The organism is Streptococcus sp. A22, assembly GCF_043674215.1.
GTDB classification, from domain to species: Bacteria; Bacillota; Bacilli; order Lactobacillales; family Streptococcaceae; genus Streptococcus; species Streptococcus suis_V.
The window spans coordinates 22444-42584 of sequence record NZ_JBIMJQ010000012.1; the positions used below are offsets into that span (position 1 = coordinate 22444).

The 20141-nt window shown below is 43.3% G+C and carries 20 protein-coding genes; 4 read left to right on the top strand and 16 right to left on the bottom strand.

Translation table 11 applies throughout. From position 1 onward, the window contains the following. Positions 1-52: 52 nt before the first annotated feature. The 10 genes from ACHBHN_RS06340 to ACHBHN_RS06385 form a co-directional block, all read right to left on the bottom strand. Positions 53-1228, bottom strand: coding sequence for an ABC transporter substrate-binding protein (locus ACHBHN_RS06340; protein ID WP_394732612.1), 1176 nt, complete (start codon positions 1226-1228; stop codon positions 53-55). A 152-nt stretch (positions 1229-1380) separates the two neighbouring features. Beyond that, positions 1381-1653, bottom strand: a complete 273-nt coding sequence (locus ACHBHN_RS06345; RefSeq protein ID WP_105110523.1) for a DUF2129 domain-containing protein — start codon at positions 1651-1653, stop codon at positions 1381-1383. An 84-nt stretch (positions 1654-1737) separates the two neighbouring features. After that, positions 1738-2328 carry an ATP-dependent Clp protease proteolytic subunit gene (locus tag ACHBHN_RS06350; protein ID WP_105110524.1) on the bottom strand — a complete coding sequence of 197 codons (591 nt, stop codon included), beginning with the start codon at positions 2326-2328 and terminating at the stop codon, positions 1738-1740. Between the two features lie 110 nt (positions 2329-2438). Next, on the bottom strand, positions 2439-3068 hold the full coding sequence (gene upp / locus ACHBHN_RS06355; RefSeq protein WP_394732611.1) for a uracil phosphoribosyltransferase: 630 nt from the start codon (positions 3066-3068) through the stop codon (positions 2439-2441). 112 nt (positions 3069-3180) lie between these two features. Continuing rightward, positions 3181-4788, bottom strand: a complete 1608-nt coding sequence (locus ACHBHN_RS06360) for an alpha-glucosidase (RefSeq protein WP_394733810.1) — start codon at positions 4786-4788, stop codon at positions 3181-3183. Positions 4789-4849: 61 nt separating this feature from the next. After that, a complete protein-coding gene (gene gtfA / locus ACHBHN_RS06365; RefSeq protein ID WP_172062635.1) occupies positions 4850-6298 on the bottom strand; it encodes a sucrose phosphorylase in 1449 nt (482 codons plus the stop codon). Positions 6299-6370: 72 nt separating this feature from the next. After that, a complete protein-coding gene (locus tag ACHBHN_RS06370; protein ID WP_172066996.1) occupies positions 6371-7201 on the bottom strand; it encodes an ABC transporter permease subunit in 831 nt (276 codons plus the stop codon). 12 nt (positions 7202-7213) lie between these two features. After that, positions 7214-8086: a carbohydrate ABC transporter permease gene (locus ACHBHN_RS06375; RefSeq protein ID WP_105110529.1), complete on the bottom strand. Its 873-nt coding sequence runs from the start codon at positions 8084-8086 to the stop codon at positions 7214-7216. A 154-nt stretch (positions 8087-8240) separates the two neighbouring features. Further along, positions 8241-9473: an extracellular solute-binding protein gene (locus tag ACHBHN_RS06380; protein ID WP_105110530.1), complete on the bottom strand. Its 1233-nt coding sequence runs from the start codon at positions 9471-9473 to the stop codon at positions 8241-8243. 12 nt (positions 9474-9485) lie between these two features. After that, complete coding sequence (locus ACHBHN_RS06385) at positions 9486-11654, bottom strand: alpha-galactosidase (protein WP_394732608.1); 2169 nt, start codon at positions 11652-11654, stop codon at positions 9486-9488. Between the two features lie 111 nt (positions 11655-11765). Here ACHBHN_RS06385 and ACHBHN_RS06390 point away from each other — a divergent pair, with 111 nt between their 5' ends. Further along, on the top strand, positions 11766-12602 hold the full coding sequence (locus ACHBHN_RS06390) for an AraC family transcriptional regulator (protein WP_105122826.1): 837 nt from the start codon (positions 11766-11768) through the stop codon (positions 12600-12602). Between the two features lie 158 nt (positions 12603-12760). Here ACHBHN_RS06390 and ACHBHN_RS06395 read toward each other — a convergent pair whose 3' ends face one another. The 4 genes from ACHBHN_RS06395 to ACHBHN_RS06410 are packed head-to-tail and all read right to left on the bottom strand — an operon-like array spanning position 12761 to position 16578. Beyond that, on the bottom strand, positions 12761-13687 hold the full coding sequence (locus tag ACHBHN_RS06395) for a MalY/PatB family protein (RefSeq protein ID WP_105122825.1): 927 nt from the start codon (positions 13685-13687) through the stop codon (positions 12761-12763). A gap of 49 nt (positions 13688-13736) precedes the next feature. After that, complete coding sequence (locus tag ACHBHN_RS06400) at positions 13737-14270, bottom strand: sugar O-acetyltransferase (RefSeq protein ID WP_105122824.1); 534 nt, start codon at positions 14268-14270, stop codon at positions 13737-13739. A gap of 51 nt (positions 14271-14321) precedes the next feature. Continuing rightward, a complete protein-coding gene (locus ACHBHN_RS06405) occupies positions 14322-15485 on the bottom strand; it encodes a MalY/PatB family protein (RefSeq protein WP_105122823.1) in 1164 nt (387 codons plus the stop codon). Further along, positions 15478-16578: a cystathionine gamma-synthase gene (locus tag ACHBHN_RS06410; RefSeq protein ID WP_105122822.1), complete on the bottom strand. Its 1101-nt coding sequence runs from the start codon at positions 16576-16578 to the stop codon at positions 15478-15480. Before ACHBHN_RS06410 ends, ACHBHN_RS06405 begins: the two co-directional genes overlap by 8 nt. Before the next feature lie 206 nt (positions 16579-16784). Between ACHBHN_RS06410 and ACHBHN_RS06415 the strand changes: the two genes are divergently transcribed. From ACHBHN_RS06415 to ACHBHN_RS06425, 3 genes are all read left to right on the top strand, one after another. Then, positions 16785-17048: a hypothetical protein gene (locus ACHBHN_RS06415; protein ID WP_105122821.1), complete on the top strand. Its 264-nt coding sequence runs from the start codon at positions 16785-16787 to the stop codon at positions 17046-17048. Between the two features lies 1 nt (position 17049). Further along, the gene (locus ACHBHN_RS06420) at positions 17050-17301 is read left to right on the top strand and encodes a hypothetical protein (RefSeq protein WP_105122820.1); all 252 of its coding nucleotides are present in this window, start codon (positions 17050-17052) and stop codon (positions 17299-17301) included. 81 nt (positions 17302-17382) lie between these two features. Next, positions 17383-18828: a UDP-N-acetylmuramoyl-L-alanyl-D-glutamate--L-lysine ligase gene (locus ACHBHN_RS06425; protein ID WP_105122819.1), complete on the top strand. Its 1446-nt coding sequence runs from the start codon at positions 17383-17385 to the stop codon at positions 18826-18828. Positions 18829-18850: 22 nt separating this feature from the next. Here the strand turns inward: ACHBHN_RS06425 and ACHBHN_RS06430 are convergent, their stop codons facing one another. Then, positions 18851-19336: a glutathione peroxidase gene (locus ACHBHN_RS06430; protein ID WP_394733811.1), complete on the bottom strand. Its 486-nt coding sequence runs from the start codon at positions 19334-19336 to the stop codon at positions 18851-18853. Between the two features lie 10 nt (positions 19337-19346). Beyond that, entirely contained in the window at positions 19347-20063 is a 717-nt protein-coding gene (locus ACHBHN_RS06435; protein WP_105122817.1) for a pseudouridine synthase, read from the bottom strand. Positions 20064-20141 lie beyond the last annotated feature (78 nt).

The window sequence follows — 20141 nt, forward strand, 5'->3', positions numbered from 1 at the left end:
ACATAAATAATATCTGGAGAGGTCCAAGCCTCCCCAGATTGCATTTTTTAGCTTATTCAGCGCTTACTGCTTCTGCTGAAGCTTCTGCACCGTTTTCCAATTTAACCATGATAGCAGATTTGATAGGGTTGTGGTTTTCATCGATTGAGATTGGACCAGTTACACCTTCAAAGTCTTTCAAGCCAGCAAGGTTTGTTGCTACATCTTTTGAAGTTTTTGCGCCTTCTGCTGCATCAGCTGCCATGTAGACTGCATCGTAAGCAAGGGCTGCAAACATATTTGGCTCTTCACCGAACTTCTTCTTATAAGCATCAACGAAGCTTGTTGCCTTGTCAGAAAGTGCTACTTTAGTAGAGTAACCAGATACGTAGTAAACATTTGTCGCATTCTTGCTGCCAGCACCTTCGATGAATTTAGCATCCGCAAATCCGTCAGGACCAAGGATTGGCTTGTCGATACCCATTTCACGCGCTTGTTTTGTAATCAAACCAGCTTCAGTGTAGTAACCTGGGATGATGATTGCATCAAAATCTTGATCTTTCAATTTTGTCAAAGCAGCCTGGAAGTCCTTATCGCCTGATTGGTAAGTTTCTTCAACAACGATTTCACCCTTGTAAGCTTCTTTGAAGGCTTTAGCGATACCTTTTGCGTAGTCACTTGAGTTGTCTGAGTAAAGAACAACTTTCTTAGCATCAAGTGTCTTTGTCGCAAATGTAGCCAAGACTTGACCCTGGAAGCTATCTTGGAAAGTTGAACGGAAGACATATTCTTCAACCTTACCATCTTTAGCTGTCAAATCGTCCTGTGTACCAGAAGGTGTAATCAATGGAACGCCTGCTTGTGTCGCACCTGGAGTTGCCGCAGCTACAGCACCTGATGTTGCAGGACCAATCATCGCAAGAACTTTTTCTTCTGTTGCAAGGTTGGTTGTAACAGTCGCTGCTTCAGCGTTGTCAGATTTGTTGTCTTTTGAAACAACTTCGATTTGTTTACCGTCGACACCGCCAGCTGCATTGATTTCCTCAACAGCAAGGTCAGCACCGTTTTTCTCAGCTTGTCCGTATGCTGCTACAGCACCTGATAATTCCAAGTTGTAACCCAATTTAATCGTGTCACCAGCTTCGTTACCAGCTGCTGATGAAGTGCTTGTTGGAGCTGCGCCACAGGCAGCAAGGAGAGCCGCTGAAGCAAATGTAGCGATTGCTACTGCAAATTTTCTTTTTTTCATGAAAATACCTTAAAACTTTCTTAAATTTTTACGATGTATCTAATATACAGAATTATCAGAAAATTGTCAACAAAAATGATAAAAATTTTTTAAAATTTTTACAGCTCCAACAAAAAGAAAAGCAGGCTCATTTAAACCTACTCCTTCTCTAATTACAAAGTAACGGGATTTTGCTCGTCCCGCCATAGATTGCCAACAAAATTCTGATCCAGTTCCTTGATGTAGGAAGGAACTACTTTTTTGACAAACTTCTCTTTTTTGAGCTTGCTCATGACTTCCTCAGCTTTTTCTGCATTAACATATAATATAACATAACGCAGGCGCTTTGAATGGTAAATCATGTCACCGTAGTGGTTGAGTTTTCTGGAATCCCGATTATAATGCAAATAAACAGTTAGGCTGGTGCGTTCTTTTTTCTCAAACATGGACTTCTCCTCAGACATTTCTATCTATAATTATACCCTTTTCCAGGGAAAATGAAAAGGACCAAATCCAGCCCTTTCCTTATTTTATTTAGTTTTGCTGTTATCCATGATTTGGTCAATGAAGCCGTATGCCAAGGTTTCTTCAGCGGTCATCCAGTAATCACGCTCCGCATCCTTGTGGATTTGCTTGACTGTTTTACCTGAATTGTCAGCCAAGATTTTTTCTAATTTATTACGGGTTTTAAGCAAGTGTTCTGCAGCAATTGCCATGTCGGTTTGTTGTGTACCGCCGCCAGTTCCACCCATTGGTTGGTGGATCATGTACTCGGCATTTGGCAACATGAAACGTTTGCCCTTGGCACCACTAGATGCAATGATGGTTCCCATAGATGCTGCTGTTCCCATAACAATTGTCTGGACGTCTGCCTTGATAAAGTTCATGGTATCCACGATAGCAAGACCTGCTGACACAGATCCACCTGGGGTATTGACATAGAGATAAATGTCTTTAGTCGGATCTTGCGCATCAAGGAAGAGCAATTGGGCAATGATAGAATTAGCCATATTGTCCTCCACCGGTCCTGTCAACATGACGATACGGTCCTTGAGCAAACGGGAATAAATATCATAAGAACGCTCACCACGACTGGTTTGTTCAATAACTACTGGAATCATAAGAATACTCCTTTTCGAGATAGATATGTGCCTATTATATACCAATAGTCAAAATTGGTCAAATATTTAACACAGAAAAAGAAACCAGCCGAGCTGATTTCTTTTTCTACTTATTTTGTACCGAAGAGGCGGTCACCTGCATCTCCCAGACCAGGGACGATATAGCCTTTTTCGTTGAGTTTTTCATCCAGGGCAGCTGTGTAGATGTCGATATCTGCATGAGCTTCTTGAAGAGCCTTTACACCTTCTGGAGCTGATACGAGGGCCACAAATTTGATATTGGATGCACCACGTTTTTTCAACGAATCAACAGCAAGAATAGCTGAACCACCTGTTGCAAGCATTGGGTCCACAACAAGGATGTGGCGTTGGTCGATATCCTCTGGTAATTTCACCAAATATTCAACGGGTTGGAGTGTCTCTTCATCACGGTACATACCGATGTGACCAACTTTGGCTGCTGGTACTAGGCTGAGCAAGCCGTCCACCATACCAATACCGGCACGCAGGATTGGAACGATTGCCAATTTTTTACCTGCAATCTGCTTTTGAACCGTCTTTGTAATCGGTGTTTCGATTTCTACATCTTCCAATGGCAAGTCACGCAAGACTTCGTAGCCCATTAGCATGGCAATTTCATTAACCAGCTCACGGAAATCTTTTGTAGAAGTTGTCGTCCGACGAAGGATAGACAATTTGTGCTGGATAAGTGGGTGTGAAATAACTTGGAATTTCCCCATGATGATAAAACCTCTCTTTGATGTTTATTGCGGACATTAGAGACTGTGAAGTTTCATGTCACTATATTCTACCAAAATTTCAGGAAAAATGCTTGGAAATATAATAGGAATTTTACTTTTTATAGACTAGAGCTTCATAAGGTCGCAGTTGAGAGGTATCTTCTGATTCCGTTGAATAGTTGTGAAAAAGGATAGTTTCTCCTAATTGTTCTTCAAGACGGTATTCCTGAGCTTGATTGCTAAAGTTGACCAAGACCACAAACTCATCTACATCATCAAATTTACGATAAGCTAATACCAAGGGATTACCTGTATCTAAAGTCTCATAGTTCCCTTCTGCCATGCAGGGATAAAGCTTTCTCAAGGCAATCAATCGTTGGTAGGTATAGAAGAGAGAATTTTTATTTTCCAGGGCTTCTTCCACATTGATAGCTGTATAAGTTGGGCTAAAAGACAACCAGGGCTCGCCCTCGGTAAAACCTGCCCCAGCTTTGCCAGACCACTGCATCGGTCTGCGGGCATTGTCCCGTCCCTTAGCATTTATGGAAGCCAATAGTTCCTCTTCCGAATACCCCTGTTCTAAACGCTCTGCATACATTCGACGTGTTTCAATATCATCCGCTTCTTCAATCCTAGCAATCGGTGTGTTGACCATGCCGATTTCTTCCCCTTGGTAAATATAAGGCGTACCCGACATGAAATGCAGATAAATAGCTAGCATTTTTCCGCTTAGTTCCCTGAATTCAGGACTGTCATCACCAAAACGGGAAATGGCTCGTGGCAAATCATGGTTGTTCCAAAAGAGCGAATTCCAACCTTTTCCTACTAATTCTGTCTGCCATTTTGACAAAACCTGGTGTAGCTTGGCTGGTTCAAGTGGTGCCAAATCCCATTTTTCTTTACCTGCTAGCTGGTCCAGACAAACGTGCTCAAATTGGAAAATCATGGAAAATTCGTTTCGATCAGGATGTGAATATAACTGAGCATTTTCTGGATTGGCACTCCAGGTTTCTCCAACGGTTACAAGGTCATAGGTACCAAATGTTTGTTGGTTTAATTCTTGAATCAAGGGATGAAGATTTGGTCCGTCCGCGGTAATCAAGTTCTCAGGTTCTTTCCCAATCAAATCAATTACATCAAGACGGAAACCACCGACTCCCTTGTCAATCCAAAAGTTAATCATCTTCCAAATTTCTTCCTTGACAGCAGGATTCTTCCAGTTCAAGTCTGGTTGTTTGACCGAAAATTGATGTAAATAGTACTTGTCCAAATGTGGAACATATTCCCAAGCAGAGCCTGAGAAGGTAGATTTTAATTCATTGGGTTTGTCCGCCCACACATAGTAATCATAGTAGGGATTTTCTGGACCTTTCAAGGCTTCTTGAAACCAAAAATGTTCGTCAGAGGTATGGTTGAGGACCAAGTCCATCACAATCTTAATATTTCGCTTCTGCCCTTCTGCTATCAGTTCCTCCATATCTTCCATAGTCCCAAATTCCGCCGCAATGGCTTGATAATCACTGATGTCATAGCCGTTATCATCCATAGGAGACTGATAGACTGGACTGAGCCAGATAGCGTCTATCCCCAATGTTTGCAAATAATCCAAACGATTGGTAATCCCTTTAAGGTCTCCAATGCCATCTCCATTCGAATCCTGAAAACTCCTCGGATATACCTGATAAATAACCGATTTTTTCCACCAATTTGATTTTTCCATGTTTCTTCCTTTCCGAAGGAAACAAAGGCTAGGAAAGCTATCCTAACCTTTATTCCAAACTTTATAAGTTAATTTCTTGACTCTGACCATCAACCGTTTCAATAATTTCAAATATTTTATCTTTCAGATTAGCTCTTAATTCTGCCACTGTATTGGCATCGTCATTGGTCCAGCTGATATGAATTGTATTGGCATCTGCCATCTCCACAGCAAACTCTCCATCGAATGCTGCACTGGTATTGCGGAACTTGAGCAAGTTGAACAGGGACTGAACAACCGGACGTTGAACTTCTCGCTCAATTTCTTCCAAATCATAATAGTGACGGTTGATGTTGCGGCCTTCTTTGGTTGATTCGAGCAATTCGATATCATTTTCTCCTGCCAACAAGCCAACGTAGTAAATCTGCGGAATACCTGGTGCAAAACATTGGAGCACACGTGCCAAGAGATAGGCTTTATCATCATTGCCTAGAGCTGAATAGTAGGTACAATTGATCTGGTAAATGTCCAGATTATTGTAAGCCTCTGTGCTATAAATCTTCTTGACATTTGCTCCTTGGGCATAGAGGGCTTCTCTTGTGGCCTCTGTTTCCTCATCTGTCAGCAAGTCCTTGACATCGACCACTCCGATACCATCGTGCGTGTCCAAGGTTGTAAATTGCTTGCGAGGGCAGATTTCCATCCAGTGAACAAGACGGTTGACATTGCCTGAATAAAGAGCATGAAGGACCAACATCGGTAGGGCAAAGTCATAGACATAGTAGTCTTGCTCGGCGATTTTTTGCTGAATGGTGTAATGCTCATGGATTTCTGGTAGAATTTCCACTCCTTTTGGTGCCAATAGCTGACGCGGAAAATGAAGCATGTCCCAAATATCTGGCTCAACGAAGAAACAGTTGGTTCCAATTTTCTTATTAGCGTAGGCAAAGGCATCCAAGCGAATAATGGAAGCTCCGTGGTCCGCCAGCTGTTCCAGATTTTCTTTGATAAAGCGACGAGTTGTTTCCGTTGTCACATCGAGGTCAATCTGTTGCTCATCAAAGGTACACCAAACTTTTTCCTCACTACCATCAGCAAACTTGGCAAGGCGATAGGGAGCACGTGGCTTCCGTTTATAAATCAGGTCTACATCTTCCTGAGTCGGCTCACCGTTTGGCCAAAAGTTCTTGTAGCGGATAAATAAATCTGCATAGACAGACTCATCTTTCTTTTCTAGGAAGTCAAGGAAATAAGGCGACTTGGCTGAAATATGGTTGATCATGAAATCAAACATGAGGTAGTAATCCTTACTGAGTGCCTCAATGTCGCTCCAATCTCCAAAAGCTTCATCAACCTTGGTATAGTCCATGGGTGCAAACCCGCGGTCACCCGATGATGGAAAGAAGGGAAGAATGTGGACACCACCGACCACATCTTTCAAGGGACCTTCCAAGACCTGCTTCAAGTCTTTCAGATTTTTTCCAAGACTGTCTGAATAGGTGATTAACATTGCTTGATTTTTTACTTTCATTTTCTTCTCCTTTTGAAAGCCTTTTCTTATTGATTTTTGGCAAAAGGTTGAGTTGCCTCAACCTTTCGAGCTTTATTTAACAGATCCGCTTGTCATACCTGAAATGATATGCTTTTGGAAAACGAGATAAACCAGTAGAATTGGGATAATCCCTACTACATAGGACGCAAATGACGGTCCATAATCACTGAAATACATTCCTTGATAGTTATACTGGAAGAGGGGCAAAGTCCACATTTCTTGGTCACGGTTGAGGACCAAGAGCGGCAAGAGAAAGTCATTCCAGATCCAGAGGGCATTGATGATTAAAATCGTAGCGTGCATGGGCTTCATCAGCGGAAAAATAATTCTCCAATACATTGTAAACTTATCACAGCCATCAATTGCTGCTGCCTCGTCCATCTCTTCAGGAACAATTGTCTTGATATAGCCAACATAGAGGAAGAGGGCCTGCGGCACTGCATAGGTCAGATAAAGAATAATCAACCCCAAAATATTGTTCAAACCGAGACTAGACATCAACTTGGTCATAGGAAGCATAATCACTTGGAAGGGAACAAAAATTCCGATAATCAAGAAAAAGTAGATAAAGTTGAAAGCTGTTTGCCGCTTCATTTGACGGGCTACTGCAAAGGCTGCCATTGGAATAACCAGAATAATCAAACCTACTGCAGCAATGGTAATTAGAGCAGAATTCCCAAAATATTGAACAACTCCATCTTCAAACAAGCGACTATAGTTGTCTAGTGTGAAATTTTCAGGTAAGCCAAAGAAGTTACCTGTAATTTCTTTAGTTGGCTTGAAGGAACTAATCACCGTCACCAGTAGCGGAATAAACATAAAGAGAATGCCGCTAAATAGAACGAGATATACCCACCAATTGCTTTGTTTGGTCTTATTCATAAACATACCTCCTTATACTTCAAATTTCTTAGAAATCCGCATCTGAATCAAGGAAATCACAATGATAAAGATGAAGAGAACAACTGCCAGAGCATTGGCATACGAGAACTTATTGTCAACAAAAGCGTAGTTATAAACCAGCAAACCCAGTGACTCTGTCTTACCATCTGGACCACCGCTAGTTAAAGCGAAAATGAGGTCAAAGGCTGTCAAGCCAGATTTCATCGCTAGGATAAAGACCATACTGATAGATGGTAAGAGGAAAGGCAATTCAATGTTGAAGAACTGCTGGGAGCGTGTCGCACCGTCGATAGCTGCTGCTTCCTTCACATCATCTGGAATACTTTGCAGACCAGATAGGAAAATGATAACCGGCATCGCCAGACCCTGCCAAAGAGCGACAAAGAGGACGGACGGAATAACAGTATTCTCTTGTACCAATAGGTTTTCCATTAACCAGTCGATTTGGAGAATTTCGCCAATCTGTGTAAAACCGTAGTTAAAAAGTTGAACAAAGATGAGACCCAAGGTTACCGTTGACAAAACTGCTGGGAAGAAATACCAGGTCCGGAAAAAGCCAACTGCTTTGATTTTCCGATTGAGCAGAGTTGCCAACCAAATACCAATCACAATCTCCCCAATGACTAGACCGATGGTAAAGATGATGGTAAAGGTGATACTGGTATAGAAGTCAGGGTCCTTCAAAATATCAATGTAGTTTTGAATCCCAATCACATCGTAACTACTGGATAAACCATTCCAGTCTGTTAAACTGTAGAACACCCCTGTTATCAAGGGATAGAAGAAAAAGATTAACTGAAGAGCTATTGGCAAAGCTACAAATAAATATGGCCAATATTTTGCAACAAATCCTTTTTGATTCATAAAGAACTCCTTTACTAAATTCATCAAGTATAGTTGTTTAATATCAGTTCGAAAAAAAGTTAGGGGCCTCTCTTTCAAACTGAGGTTAAACAACTATAGGGGGGACAGGTTTGGGAAACCCAGACCCTAATCCCTTAGTTGTTTATCATGCTGATTATTTCATCGGATCAAAGAAGGCATTAAGTTTCTTAACAAGTTCTGCTGAATCTGGTTTTTTCACCATTTCAACAGTGATATTCCAAAACTCATCTTCTGAATCCCACTCACTTTGCAACCATACGACATGCTTGTCTGTGAAGGCATATTGTGTAACTCCAGCAGTTTCTTCAAACTTGCCTTCAGTGTCGACTCCTTCAACTGAGGTTGGTGATCCGTCCACGTCATAGTATTTCTGAATGACTGTTGGACGTGAGAGGTATTCTAAGAACTTCTTAGACTCTTCTGGATGCTCTGATTCAGCTGATACAGATAGGGCTAGGTCTGCCGCACCGATCGTGTAATCACCACCTTTTTCATCTCCTGGGAAGGTAAACATGCCGTATTCAAATTCAGGCTCTTGCTGATTGATTGCTGTAGCAGCCCAAGTTCCTTGTGGCATCATGAGGGCTTCTCCTGCTGCAAATGAAGCAACCGCGTCGGCGTAAAGTGCTCCTGTGAAACCTTTTTGACCATTGTCAGTCAAGAGTTCTAAACGCTCCAAGACTTCCTTAGTTGTTGCATCATCTTGGATAGCACCCTTGGCACTGCGAATCAAAATATCCTCTGCACCGTCAAACCCACCTGCAACTGTTACCCAAGCTAATTGGTGGTAACCATTGAGCGACCAGGCATCATTTAGAGAAAGGGCAAATGGTGCCACACTGCCATCAGCCTTAACTTTGTCTACCAAAGCAACAAATTCTGCATAGGTAGTTGGTACTTCCAAACCAAGTTCTTCAAATTTATCTTTGTTGTAGTAGATACCATAGGCATTGGCAGTCAATGGAAGAGTGTAGTTTGTATCATTTACAAGATAAGGTGTTACTGCCCCATCTTTCAAATGACTAAGACCTGCATCATCACCAATTTCAAGGAAACGGCCATCTGCTGCATACTCTTTGAAATCTGCATTTTGAGGGTAGATATTGATAACATCTGGTGCTTCATCATTGGCCATCCGTGTTTTCAAAACAGTTCCTGCGTCTGGCACATTTGAAAACTTAACTTCAATATCTGGATTCTCTTTCTCAAAGTCATCAATAATTTCCTGCAAGGTTGCTTGCATTTCAGGCTTTTGCGAGAAAAATTCAATTTCTACCTTGTCGCTGCTGCTAGAATTTCCGCAGGCTACAAGGAAGCTTGCAAAAGCACAAACCGACGCACATTTGAGAAATCTTCTCATTTTCATAATAAAATCCTCCTAGATTTTGTTAAAAATATATTGTATACTAAAATAATCTTCTTGAACATGGGGCATGGTTAAGCCGATGTTCATGAGCTCATCTCCATAGAAACTCGCTTCCAACTGTGGACAGTGATAGCAGGCTTCTGGGTCCAGCCCCTTCAATCTCACCTGCAACAGAGGAGCTTCTGGTTGAGCTAGTATTTTTACGAAGGTGAAAACAGCTTGGCTCTTATCTGCATCAACATAGTTGGCTGCCCAGGTATTTGCCGTTTTTTTCAAACGATAGAGGTCACCAAACTGGACTGTTGAGCGAATCTGCTTAAAGGTTTCAACCTGTTCAGAAAGAGTTGCTAATTCTTCCGGTGACAGTTGGGTAACATCTAACTCGTAACCAAAGGCTCCGCCCATCATAGCCACATTTCCTCGGGTTTTCAAGGATGTAATTCGACCGACTTGGTGATTTGGAACTGCGGACACATGGGCACCCATTGAAGAGGTTGGGTAGAGCAAGGTCGTTCCTTCCTGAATTGAGAGGCGTCCAATCGCGTCTGTATTGTCACTCGCCCAAGCCTGTGGCATATAATAGAGAAGACCCAAATCATTTCGACCGCCACCTCCTGAACAGGATTCAAAGAGAATATCTGGGAAGCGACTGGTCAGAGTTTCTAATACTCGGTACAGCCCCAACATATAGCGATGATGGAATTCGTAAGAATCAGCGTTAGCGAATTCTTGAGACATACTGGTGATATTACGATTCATATCCCACTTGACATAATCGATTTTGGCAGATTTCAGTACATCGGATACAGCTTGGATAATGTAGTCACAAACTTCTGGTTTGGACAAATCCATTACCAACTGCTCTCGACTGTAAATTGGCTCACGTCCGTCAATATGAATAGCCCAATCTGGATGTTGGCGATAGAGGTCACTGTCTATAGAAATCATCTCTGGCTCAAACCAAAGACCAAATTTCATACCCAAGGCCCGAATCGAATCTGCTAGACCTGCTAAACCGTTCGGAAGCTTGTCTTTATTGACAATCCAATCTCCCAAGGAAGACTCGTCATTGTTCCGTTTTCCAAACCAGCCATCATCAAGTACAAATAATTCAATGCCTGACTGACTGGCCAATCTAGCCATGGAAAGAATCTTCTCTTCTGTAAAATCAAAGTAGGTTCCTTCCCAGTTATTGATGAGAATTGGCCGTTCTCGATTGACAAATTGAGAACGAATCAAGTGCTTTTTGATGAAGCCATGACTATCCTGAGTCATACCTGTAAAACCTTTATCCGTAAAGGACAGGAGGACTTCAGGTGTCTGAAAACTTTCTCCGGAAGCCAAATTCCAGCTAAAGCTAGTATCATTGATTCCCATGCCCCAACGGACTGTTTCCAAAGCAGTTGTCTCCACAAAACCAGTGAAGTTTCCACTATAGACTAGTTGGGCGGTATAAACTTCGCCACTATCTTCTGTAGCAGATGGAGCCGCCAAGGCTAAGAAAGGAGTCCGCGAGTGACTTGAAGCCCCTCGAATGCTTCCAATAGAGTAGGTACCACTCGTAATCGGCGTTTTCGTCCACTCTTTTTCATAAGCATAGCGACCTGTCAAACTATGGATGACAAAGTCCTTATGGGGCATATCCAAGGTGAAGGACAAGGCTTTTTCCAACTTAGAGGGATAGCGACCTGCTTGGATACGAGCCGAGCGTGCAAGATAGTTACTTTCTTCGAAAACCGCATACTGCAAGGTCACTGTCACATCTGCTACAGCATCATAGAGGTCAATTTCTAAACTCTCCACTTCCTCTTCAGAAGCAAAGCTAGCTGGTAAACCATCTAGCAAGGGCTTGCCTTGATAAATCCGGTGTTGCTTGTACTTCAAATCCAAGGCAATGCCGATTTCATTTCGCACATCAATAGAGGCTGTCCGAAAGTCTCCTAGCCCATTGCTGGAATATTCCAAGGACAAGGTGTCCAGTGAGTAGGTCCGATTTCCAGTAATTGGACTAGGCGAGAAGGCTCGGTCCAAATATGTTATTTTGTTTCCATCGCTAAATTTTTCGATTTTTTTCCCAAAATAACGATGAACTAGATCGCCTGTTTCTAGCACCTCTATCACGTAGGAAAATTCTCTTGTTTTCATGTGAAATAGGCCATGTTCTTCTATGTATTGAATCATACTGTCAGCTCCTATCTGTATTACATGAATTATTCTAACAAATGTAAGCGTTTTACAAAATAGGGTTTTGTTGTTAGAATATGGTATAATGTTTCCTAAGGAGAAGAGCTTATGAATATTCTAAATAGCTACAATGAACTAGACAGCCATAACTTTGACCTAAATATCGACCATTACGGTGCGGAACAATGTGATAAAAACTATTCTTTTGGGCCAACTATACGAGATAATTATGTCCTCCATTTTATCACAGAGGGCAAGGGGAAAATTAGCATTCTCGGAGAAACGACTGAATTGGCTGCGGGCGACTTGTTTATCCTCCCTAAAAACAAGGCCATCTTCTACCAAGCAGATGGACAAGACCCCTGGACTTATATTTGGGTTGGTTTTAGCGGGTCAAAAGCTGAGTCAATTCTTGAACATAGTCGCTTATTGGAAAAATTTTATCTGCATTCCAGCCTCCAGTCTCCCATTTTACAAAAAATGACGGACATTACCCAGACGGACAAACACCCCTTACCAATGGTGACAGAGCACATCCTGGTCGGCTATCTTCATCAATTACTTGCCTACCTTGTTGCAGAATTTCCCAATCAACAACTGAAAGAGGCCGGTACTCTTGCCAAAAGCTATGTTCACCATGCTATTAAGCTGATTCACAGTCACTACGCTCTACCGATTAAGGTGGCAGAAATTGCAGATCAGCTCGCTCTAAGTCGAAGTTATCTCTATAAAATCTTCAAACAGGAAACTGGCTATGCTATCAAAGACTACATTCTTCAGGTAAAAATGAATCGAAGCTGTCAACTCTTAGAAGATCCCGAACGAACGATTACAGAGGTTGCAAACTCCGTCGGCTACTATGACCCCCTGACCTTCAGCACAGCCTTTAAGAATTACTTTCATATGAGTCCTACTGACTATCGAAAACAACAAAAAAAGGAATAGCCTAGCTCTTCCTTTTTCTATTTTTATTGCAATCTGGAAAATTGAAAAACAAATTTTCATTCATGGACTAGACTAACATTCACACCAAAAATATTTCTGTTATTATTTGTTTGGCCAGAAAATGCTTGGTCTACATTGAATTTTTCAATATTTCTTAGTTACCCAAACACGTCCACCAGTCTCCGGCAAGCTTCCTTGATGACAAATGGTGGTGTTGCTGCGTTCAATCGGAAATGCTTTTCCCCTTCTTTTCCAAAGGTCAATCCATCATTCAAATGCAGTTGTGCTTCTTCCAACAATTTCTCTGCTAGCTCGTGGTGGCTGAATTCATAGGCTGAAAAATCCAGCCAAATCAGGTAGGTTCCTTGTGGCTTAAGGACATTTATGAGTGTATTTTTACTCAATTCTTCTAGGACCAACAAGATATTTTCTTCCAAAACTGGTTTTAAGGCGGCCAACCAAGGTTTTCCGTGTCGGTAGGCAACTTCCGTGGTAATCAAGCCTAGGCTAGGGATTTCATGTTGGTTATTGGCCAATTGTCTCTTGGTAAAAGCTTTACGCAACTGAGGATTTTCAATAATGGCAGAGCTGTTCTTCGTACCTGCAATGTTAAAGGTCTTAGTTGCTGATGAGAGAATCAGAGAAAATTCCTTGAAGGCTGGATTGACTGTATTGAAGGAATGGTGCTCATGTCCAAAAAGGGTTAGGTCCTGATGGATTTCATCAGAGACTAAGATGACTCCATACTTCTGACAGATAGCACCGAGCTCTTGTAGTTCCTGATGACTCCAAACTCTGCCACCTGGATTGTGGGGATTGCAGAAGATGTAGAGTTTGACACCCTCTTCAACAATCTTTTGCTCCAAAGCCTGAAAATCAAGAGTAAATTGGTCATTTTCTACACGAAGAGGCTGACTAATCAACCGTCGATGATTGAGTCGAACAGTACGGGCAAAAGGGGGATATACTGGAGTATTGATCATAATTGCATCCCCCTCAGCTGTAAAAGCTTGAACTGCGATGGATAGAGCCGGAACTACACCTTCTACCAAAACAAGGGCTTGCCAAAACCAGATAGAAATCATTTTTTCATTTTAGAAGAAGGTCATCACTGTAGTTGAGAATACTTTTTATCTAGTCAATGGTCTTAATAACACGGGCCGGATTGCCAGCCAGTACAACATTGTCTCCGAAAGATTTGGTCACGACAGAACCCGCTCCGACCACGACGTTGTCACCCAAGGTCACGCCAGCCAGGATAATAGCACCCCCACCAATCCAGACATTATCGCCAATCTCAATCGGCGCTCCATATTCAGGTCCAGCAATGCGTTCCTCTGCCTTGAGCGGATGAAGGGCTGTGTAAAACTGAACATTTGGTCCCAACATAGCATTCTTTCCGATGGTCACAGGGCAAGTATCCAAAACAGTCCAGTTGAAATTGGCATAAAAATCTTCTCCGACGTGGATATTGCAACCATAGTCCAAGGTCAGGGGTGATTCGATGTAAATCCGCTCTCCCGTTGTTCCCAGCCATTGCTTGGCAATTTCTGTTCGTTTGGAGCTGTCCAACTCTGCAGCATTAAAGGCCTGGCGGTAAACTCTGGCCTGCTGCCGCAAGGCTACCAATTCACTATCTGCTGCATTGTACATCTGCCCCGCCAGCATCTTTTCTTTTTCTGTTTTTTCTTCTCTTTTATCGTTCAAGCTAAACTAGCCTCACTTCCCAAAAACCCTTGCAATCCGCTCACTGGCTTCTTTGATAGTATCAAAAGGTGCTGCGACATTTAATCGTGCATGCTGCTTACCGTCGCTGCCGAAGACCAGACCGTCATTTAGGAGGACTTTAGCCTCTTTTTCTAATTTTGCCATAAGGTCAGCCTGACTCAGGCCGTAAGCTGAAAAATCTAGCCAGATTAAATAAGTCCCCTGTGGTTTCATGACCTGAATCTTGGTATGGGTTTCCAGATAATCCACTGTAAAATCAACATTTGTTTCGATGACTTTTTTCAATTCTGCCAACCAATCGGCTCCGTAACGGAAGGCTGTTTCGGTGGTAATCAAGCCGATAGCAGGAATTTCATGCTGGTTATTGGCCAATTGATGTTTGGCAAAAATCTTCCGCAGTTCTGGATTTTCAATAATGGCAAAGCTATTTTTGGTGCCTGCAATATTGAAAGTCTTAGTCGCAGACGATAGGACAATCGAAAATTCCTTGAATCGGTCATCAACTGTATTGAAGGACTGGTGCTGATTGCCAAAGAGGGCTAAATCCTGGTGGATTTCATCTGAAACCAAAAGGACGCCATGTTTCTGGCATAGCTGGCCAACAGCAGCCACTTCTTCCTTGGTCCACACACGGCCACCGGGGTTGTGTGGATTACAAAAAATATAAATCTTGACCTCATTTTCGAGGATGTCTTTTTCTAATTTTTTCAAGTCAATGGTAAAAATTCCGTCTGACTTGACAAGAGAATTAGTCACCAAGTGGCGGTTGTTGAGCTTGATAGTCCGCGCAAAGGGAGGATAGGCAGGTGTATTGATGAGGACTGCGTCCCCTTCCTTGGTAAAGGCCTGAACGGCAATGGTCAAAGCTGGTACAACTCCTTCGACCAAGAGAATGCTATCGCGCTCAATCTCGTAGCCATGCTGGTTTCTTTCCCAATCAATAATGGACTGATAAAGCCCCTCGCTGGCATAGGGATAGCCAAAAATGTGCTGGTCAGCATAGTCACGGATAGCTTGGCGGATTTCTGGTAAAGGCTCAAAATCCATGTCCGCAATCCACAGTGGCAAGAGGTCTGCATCCTCTTCCACCTTACGCCATTTTTCTGCATGTTGGCCCAATCGGTTGGGCCGGCTGGTAAAATCATAGCTAGTCATCTGATCCCTCCAAGGCCTGTTTCAAATCAGCAATCAAATCATCCGCATCCTCAATTCCAATAGATAGACGGAGTAAATCGTCTGTCAGACCATAGGAATGACGGGTTTCTGCTGGAATATCAGCATGGGTCTGGGTCGCTGGATAGGTAATCAAACTTTCCACCCCACCCAAACTTTCCGCAAAGGTAAAAATCTCAAGGCTGTTGAGAATGTGGGGAATGGTCGCCTCATCTGCAACCTTAACAGAAATCATGCCACCCTTGCCGGTATAGTAAACCTGCTTAACTGCTGGGCTATTCTCCAAATAAGCCACAATCTTCTGAGCATTCTGAGTCGCACGTTCCATGCGGATCGACAGGGTTTTGAGACCACGCATGAGCAGGTAGGCATCCAGCGGCGACAGGGTTGGACCAGTCGTATTTTGGTCATAGAAGAGCTTGTCGTAAATAGCCTGGTCATTGGTCATGAGAACTCCAGCCAAGACATCATTGTGACCAGACAGATACTTGGTCGCAGAATGCAGGACCACGTCAGCACCCAGCGTCAGAGGATTTTGATAAATCGGACTGTAAAAGGTATTATCGACAATGACCTTGGCACCTTTGGCATGGGCGACAGCCGAAACCTTAGCAATGTCAAACTCCACCATGAGCGGGTTGGTCGGTGTCTCAAGGAAAACGTAGTCGGTCTGGTCGTCAATGGCCTCTAGTAGATCCTCCTCGCTATTGGCATAGGTAAAGCTGAAACGCCCCAGGCTCTCCTGCTCGTTAAACCAGCGGAAAGAACCGCCGTAGAGATCACGCGCTGCCACAATTCGACTGCCGACTGGAAAGCCGTTGAAAAGCAAGACCAGAGCCGCCATTCCTGAGCTGGTCACCAGGGCATAGTCCGCCTTCTCAATCGCTGCCAGAGTTTTTTCCAAACTAGCACGGGTCGGATTTTTGGTGCGGGTATAATCAAAACCTGTGGACTGGCCGAACTCCGGATGCTGGTAGGTAGTCGAAAGGTGGATAGGCGATATGAGGGCTCCCGACTTCTCGTCACTATTTATGCCCGTCCGGGCCAAAATCGTATCTATTTTTAATTCTGTCATCTTCTCTACCTCGTTTCTATATCTACTAGTCTAGCAGAAATTGGCTTATTTTTGAGAAAGAAACCGAAGATTTCCTATAGGAAAAACTAGAGCTTTCTTATAGTTTTTAGCTATAACACCCTGTGAACATTTACATAAAAATCCTGGACAACATCCTTAAGAATTGATATACTATACTTGTGAAAGAGCTTTCAAAGGAGGTTCCTATGACATTCCAAAAAGATTTTTATCGCTATTCGGAGTTTTACTGGTTGATTTTCTGGATGATTCAGATTGGACATATCTGGCTTAGTTACCCGGAAAGTCAGTACCTGCCTTTAAATCTGTTTTTATCTCTGACTCTGCTCATTCATGCTTATCGGGCCTTTTTCAAGCCCAAGCATCGCTTTTCGAAAACCAGAACCATTTGGCTTGTCATTGCCTTGCTACTTCTGTGGCTTGGTGCTATCGTGATATATAGGGGCTACTAGGATGTTCAAACAGTTTAACAAACAGTTTTACCGCAGCCTGGATTTTTACATGGCCATTTGCTTGATACTATATAGTTTGGGAGCTATTTTGGACAATGAATATAACTGGTGGATATACTTACAACCGATTTTGATTCCTTTCACTCTCTACCAATCCTTCTTTTCCAAGAAGGGCAATCTGAAAAAGGATTGGTTGATTTATCTTTGTGTCGGAATCGTCTTCTTGGGATTCTGGTTAGAATTCATTGCCTAGTTACTTGCCCTCTCGTGCATTTCCGAGAGGGTTTTCTTGTCCTGACTTGTCAAATATCCTCGATAGGTTTACAATAGAAACATGATAAAAATTGAACGTGTAGTAGACATCTTAAAAGCGGATAACAACTTCCGCCAGATCAAACAAAATAATCAGATTGATAGCACTTGGACGGATGTCCAGTTTGACTCTCTCAGCTATGACAGCCGGACTGTTAGCCCAACGACCCTCTTTTTTGCCAAGGGTTTGGCCTTTAAGAAGGAATTTCTGGAAAAGGCTATCGAGGCTGGACTTGCTTTTTACGTGTCTGAAATCGACTACGAAGTCGACATTCCTGCCATCATCGTCCAGGACATCAAGCAGGCTATGAGCCTGATTGCTATGGAGTTTCATGGTCATCCCCAGAAAAATCTCAAACTCCTGGCCTTCACCGGCACCAAGGGCAAGACAACGGCGGCTTATTTTGCTTTTAACATTCTTAAAATCAACCACAAGCCTGCCATGCTTTCGACCATGAACACCACGCTGGACGGAAAAACCTTCTTCAAGTCCACCCTGACCACGCCTGAAAGCCTGGACCTCTTTGCCATGATGGCGGAGGCGGTCAAGAACGGCATGACTCACTTGATTATGGAGGTGTCTAGCCAGGCCTACTTGGTCAAGCGGGTTTACGGGCTGACCTTTGATGTCGGCGTTTTTCTCAACATCAGCCCCGACCACATCGGCCCCATTGAACATCCGACTTTTGAGGACTATTTCTATCACAAGCGGCTTTTGATGGACAATAGCAGAGCTGTCATTGTCAATGCTGGAATGGACCATTTTGAAGTCGTGAAAGAGCAAGTCAGCTCCAAAGATCATGACTTTTATGGACCAACTTCTGAAAACCAAATTAGCCAGTCAGCAGGTTTTGACTTCACAGTGACCGGCAAATTAGCTGGCAATTACGACATCCAGCTGATCGGTGGCTTCAACCAAGAAAATGCCATCGCAGCCGGTCTAGCCTGTCTCCGCTTGGGTGCAAGTCTGGAAGATATTCACACAGGGATTGCCCAAACCAATGTCCCTGGCCGCATGGAAGTCCTGACCCAGCAAAACGGTGCCAAGGTCTTCGTGGACTACGCCCATAACGGCGATAGCGTGAAAAAGTTAATCGATGTCGTCTTGGAACACCAGACTGGCAAGGTTATCTTAATTTTAGGAGCTCCTGGTAACAAGGGAGAAAGCCGCCGCAAGGACTTCGGTCTCCTCCTCAACAACTATCCGCAGATTGAAGTCATCTTGACAGCAGACGACCCTAACCGAGAAGATCCTGCTGCCATTGCCGCAGAAATTCGTTCCTACATGACTAGACCCAGCGACTTTATCTTGGACCGTGAAGAAGCCATTGCAAAAGCCATGAGCCAAACGACTGGTGGTCAAGATGCGGTCATTATCGCAGGGAAAGGCGCCGATGCCTACCAGATTGTCAATGGAGAGCATGCTCCTTACGACGGCGACTTGGAAGTTGCACGGAAATATCTATAAATAATAAGAGCCCGGGAAAGACCTAGGCTCTTATTTTCAGCAATTTTTCGATGTCCTTTTTCAACTTGCTAGGTGGAGTTATCGGCAGATAGCGCTTAACAACCCGCCCCTGTCTGTCAATCAAAAATTTGGTAAAATTCCATTCAATGCTCTTGCCCAAAAGGCTGGATTTTTCTTTTTTCAGCCATTGATAGAGCGGATCCGCCTCGGGACCATTAACCTTGATTTTTGCGAAACGAGGGAAGGTCGTACCAAAATTTAGACTACAAGCTTGGTGAATTTCTCGGTCCGTTCCACTAGCTTGATTAGCAAACTGATTGCAGGGAAAATCCAGAACCACAAATCCTTCATCTTGGTAGCTTTCGTACAATTCCTGCAATTCCTTATACTGGGGTGCCAGACCACATCCCGGTGCCGTATTGACTACCAGCAAGACTTGACCAGCAAAATCAGACAGGTCTTGCTGGCTGCCGTCCATTTTCTTCACTGAAAAATCGTATAGATTCATACTTTTCTCCTCAATCAAAATAGGTTAGCAAATGTTGGATTTCTGTTTGGGTTAAGGTTCTGTATTGACCCAGAGGTAAATCTCCTAAAGCGAAGCCGCCAAAACTGATCCGTCGCAGATAAGTCACCTTGACTCCATAGGATAAAAACATTTTCTTGACCTGATGAAACTTGCCCTCGGACAGCTTGATGGTCACTCTGCTCTGTTCCATAGAAGTCTCTAAAATGGTCAAGTCTGCAGGTTGACAGCGGGTGCCATCCAAAAAGCGAACACCTTGGGCAAAAAAGGCTGGAGCATCTGGTTCCAAGGGACCGTTGACCTCCACGTAATAGACCTTATCCACATGGTGCTTGGGATGAAGCATCCGAAAGCCTAGAGGTCCATTGTTGGTGATGAGGACCAGGCCTTCCGTGTCCCTATCCAAACGCCCCACTGGATATAGCCCAGTCGCCCGATCCTCTGGCTGAATGCAGTCGATGACCGTCTGATGCTGGCTATCCGTCACAGCTGATACTACTCCGGCCGGCTTGTGAAGAAGAAAATAGCTAGCGCCTGCCAATGCTATCTGTTTTCCTTGGATAACAATTTCCTGCAGAGCTGGGTCCACAATCTGGCTGAGAGAATGAGCAGGTTGATCGTCAATCCATATCTGCTGGGCCTTGAATAATTTCTTTACTTGCTTGCGGGAACCAATCTTGGCCACCTCCATACACTTGTCTAATCTCATGGGACTATTGTATCACAAATCATATAGCTTGACTCTTTTTGAAAAAGGTTTATAATACTAGTTAGTGATATATTTTTT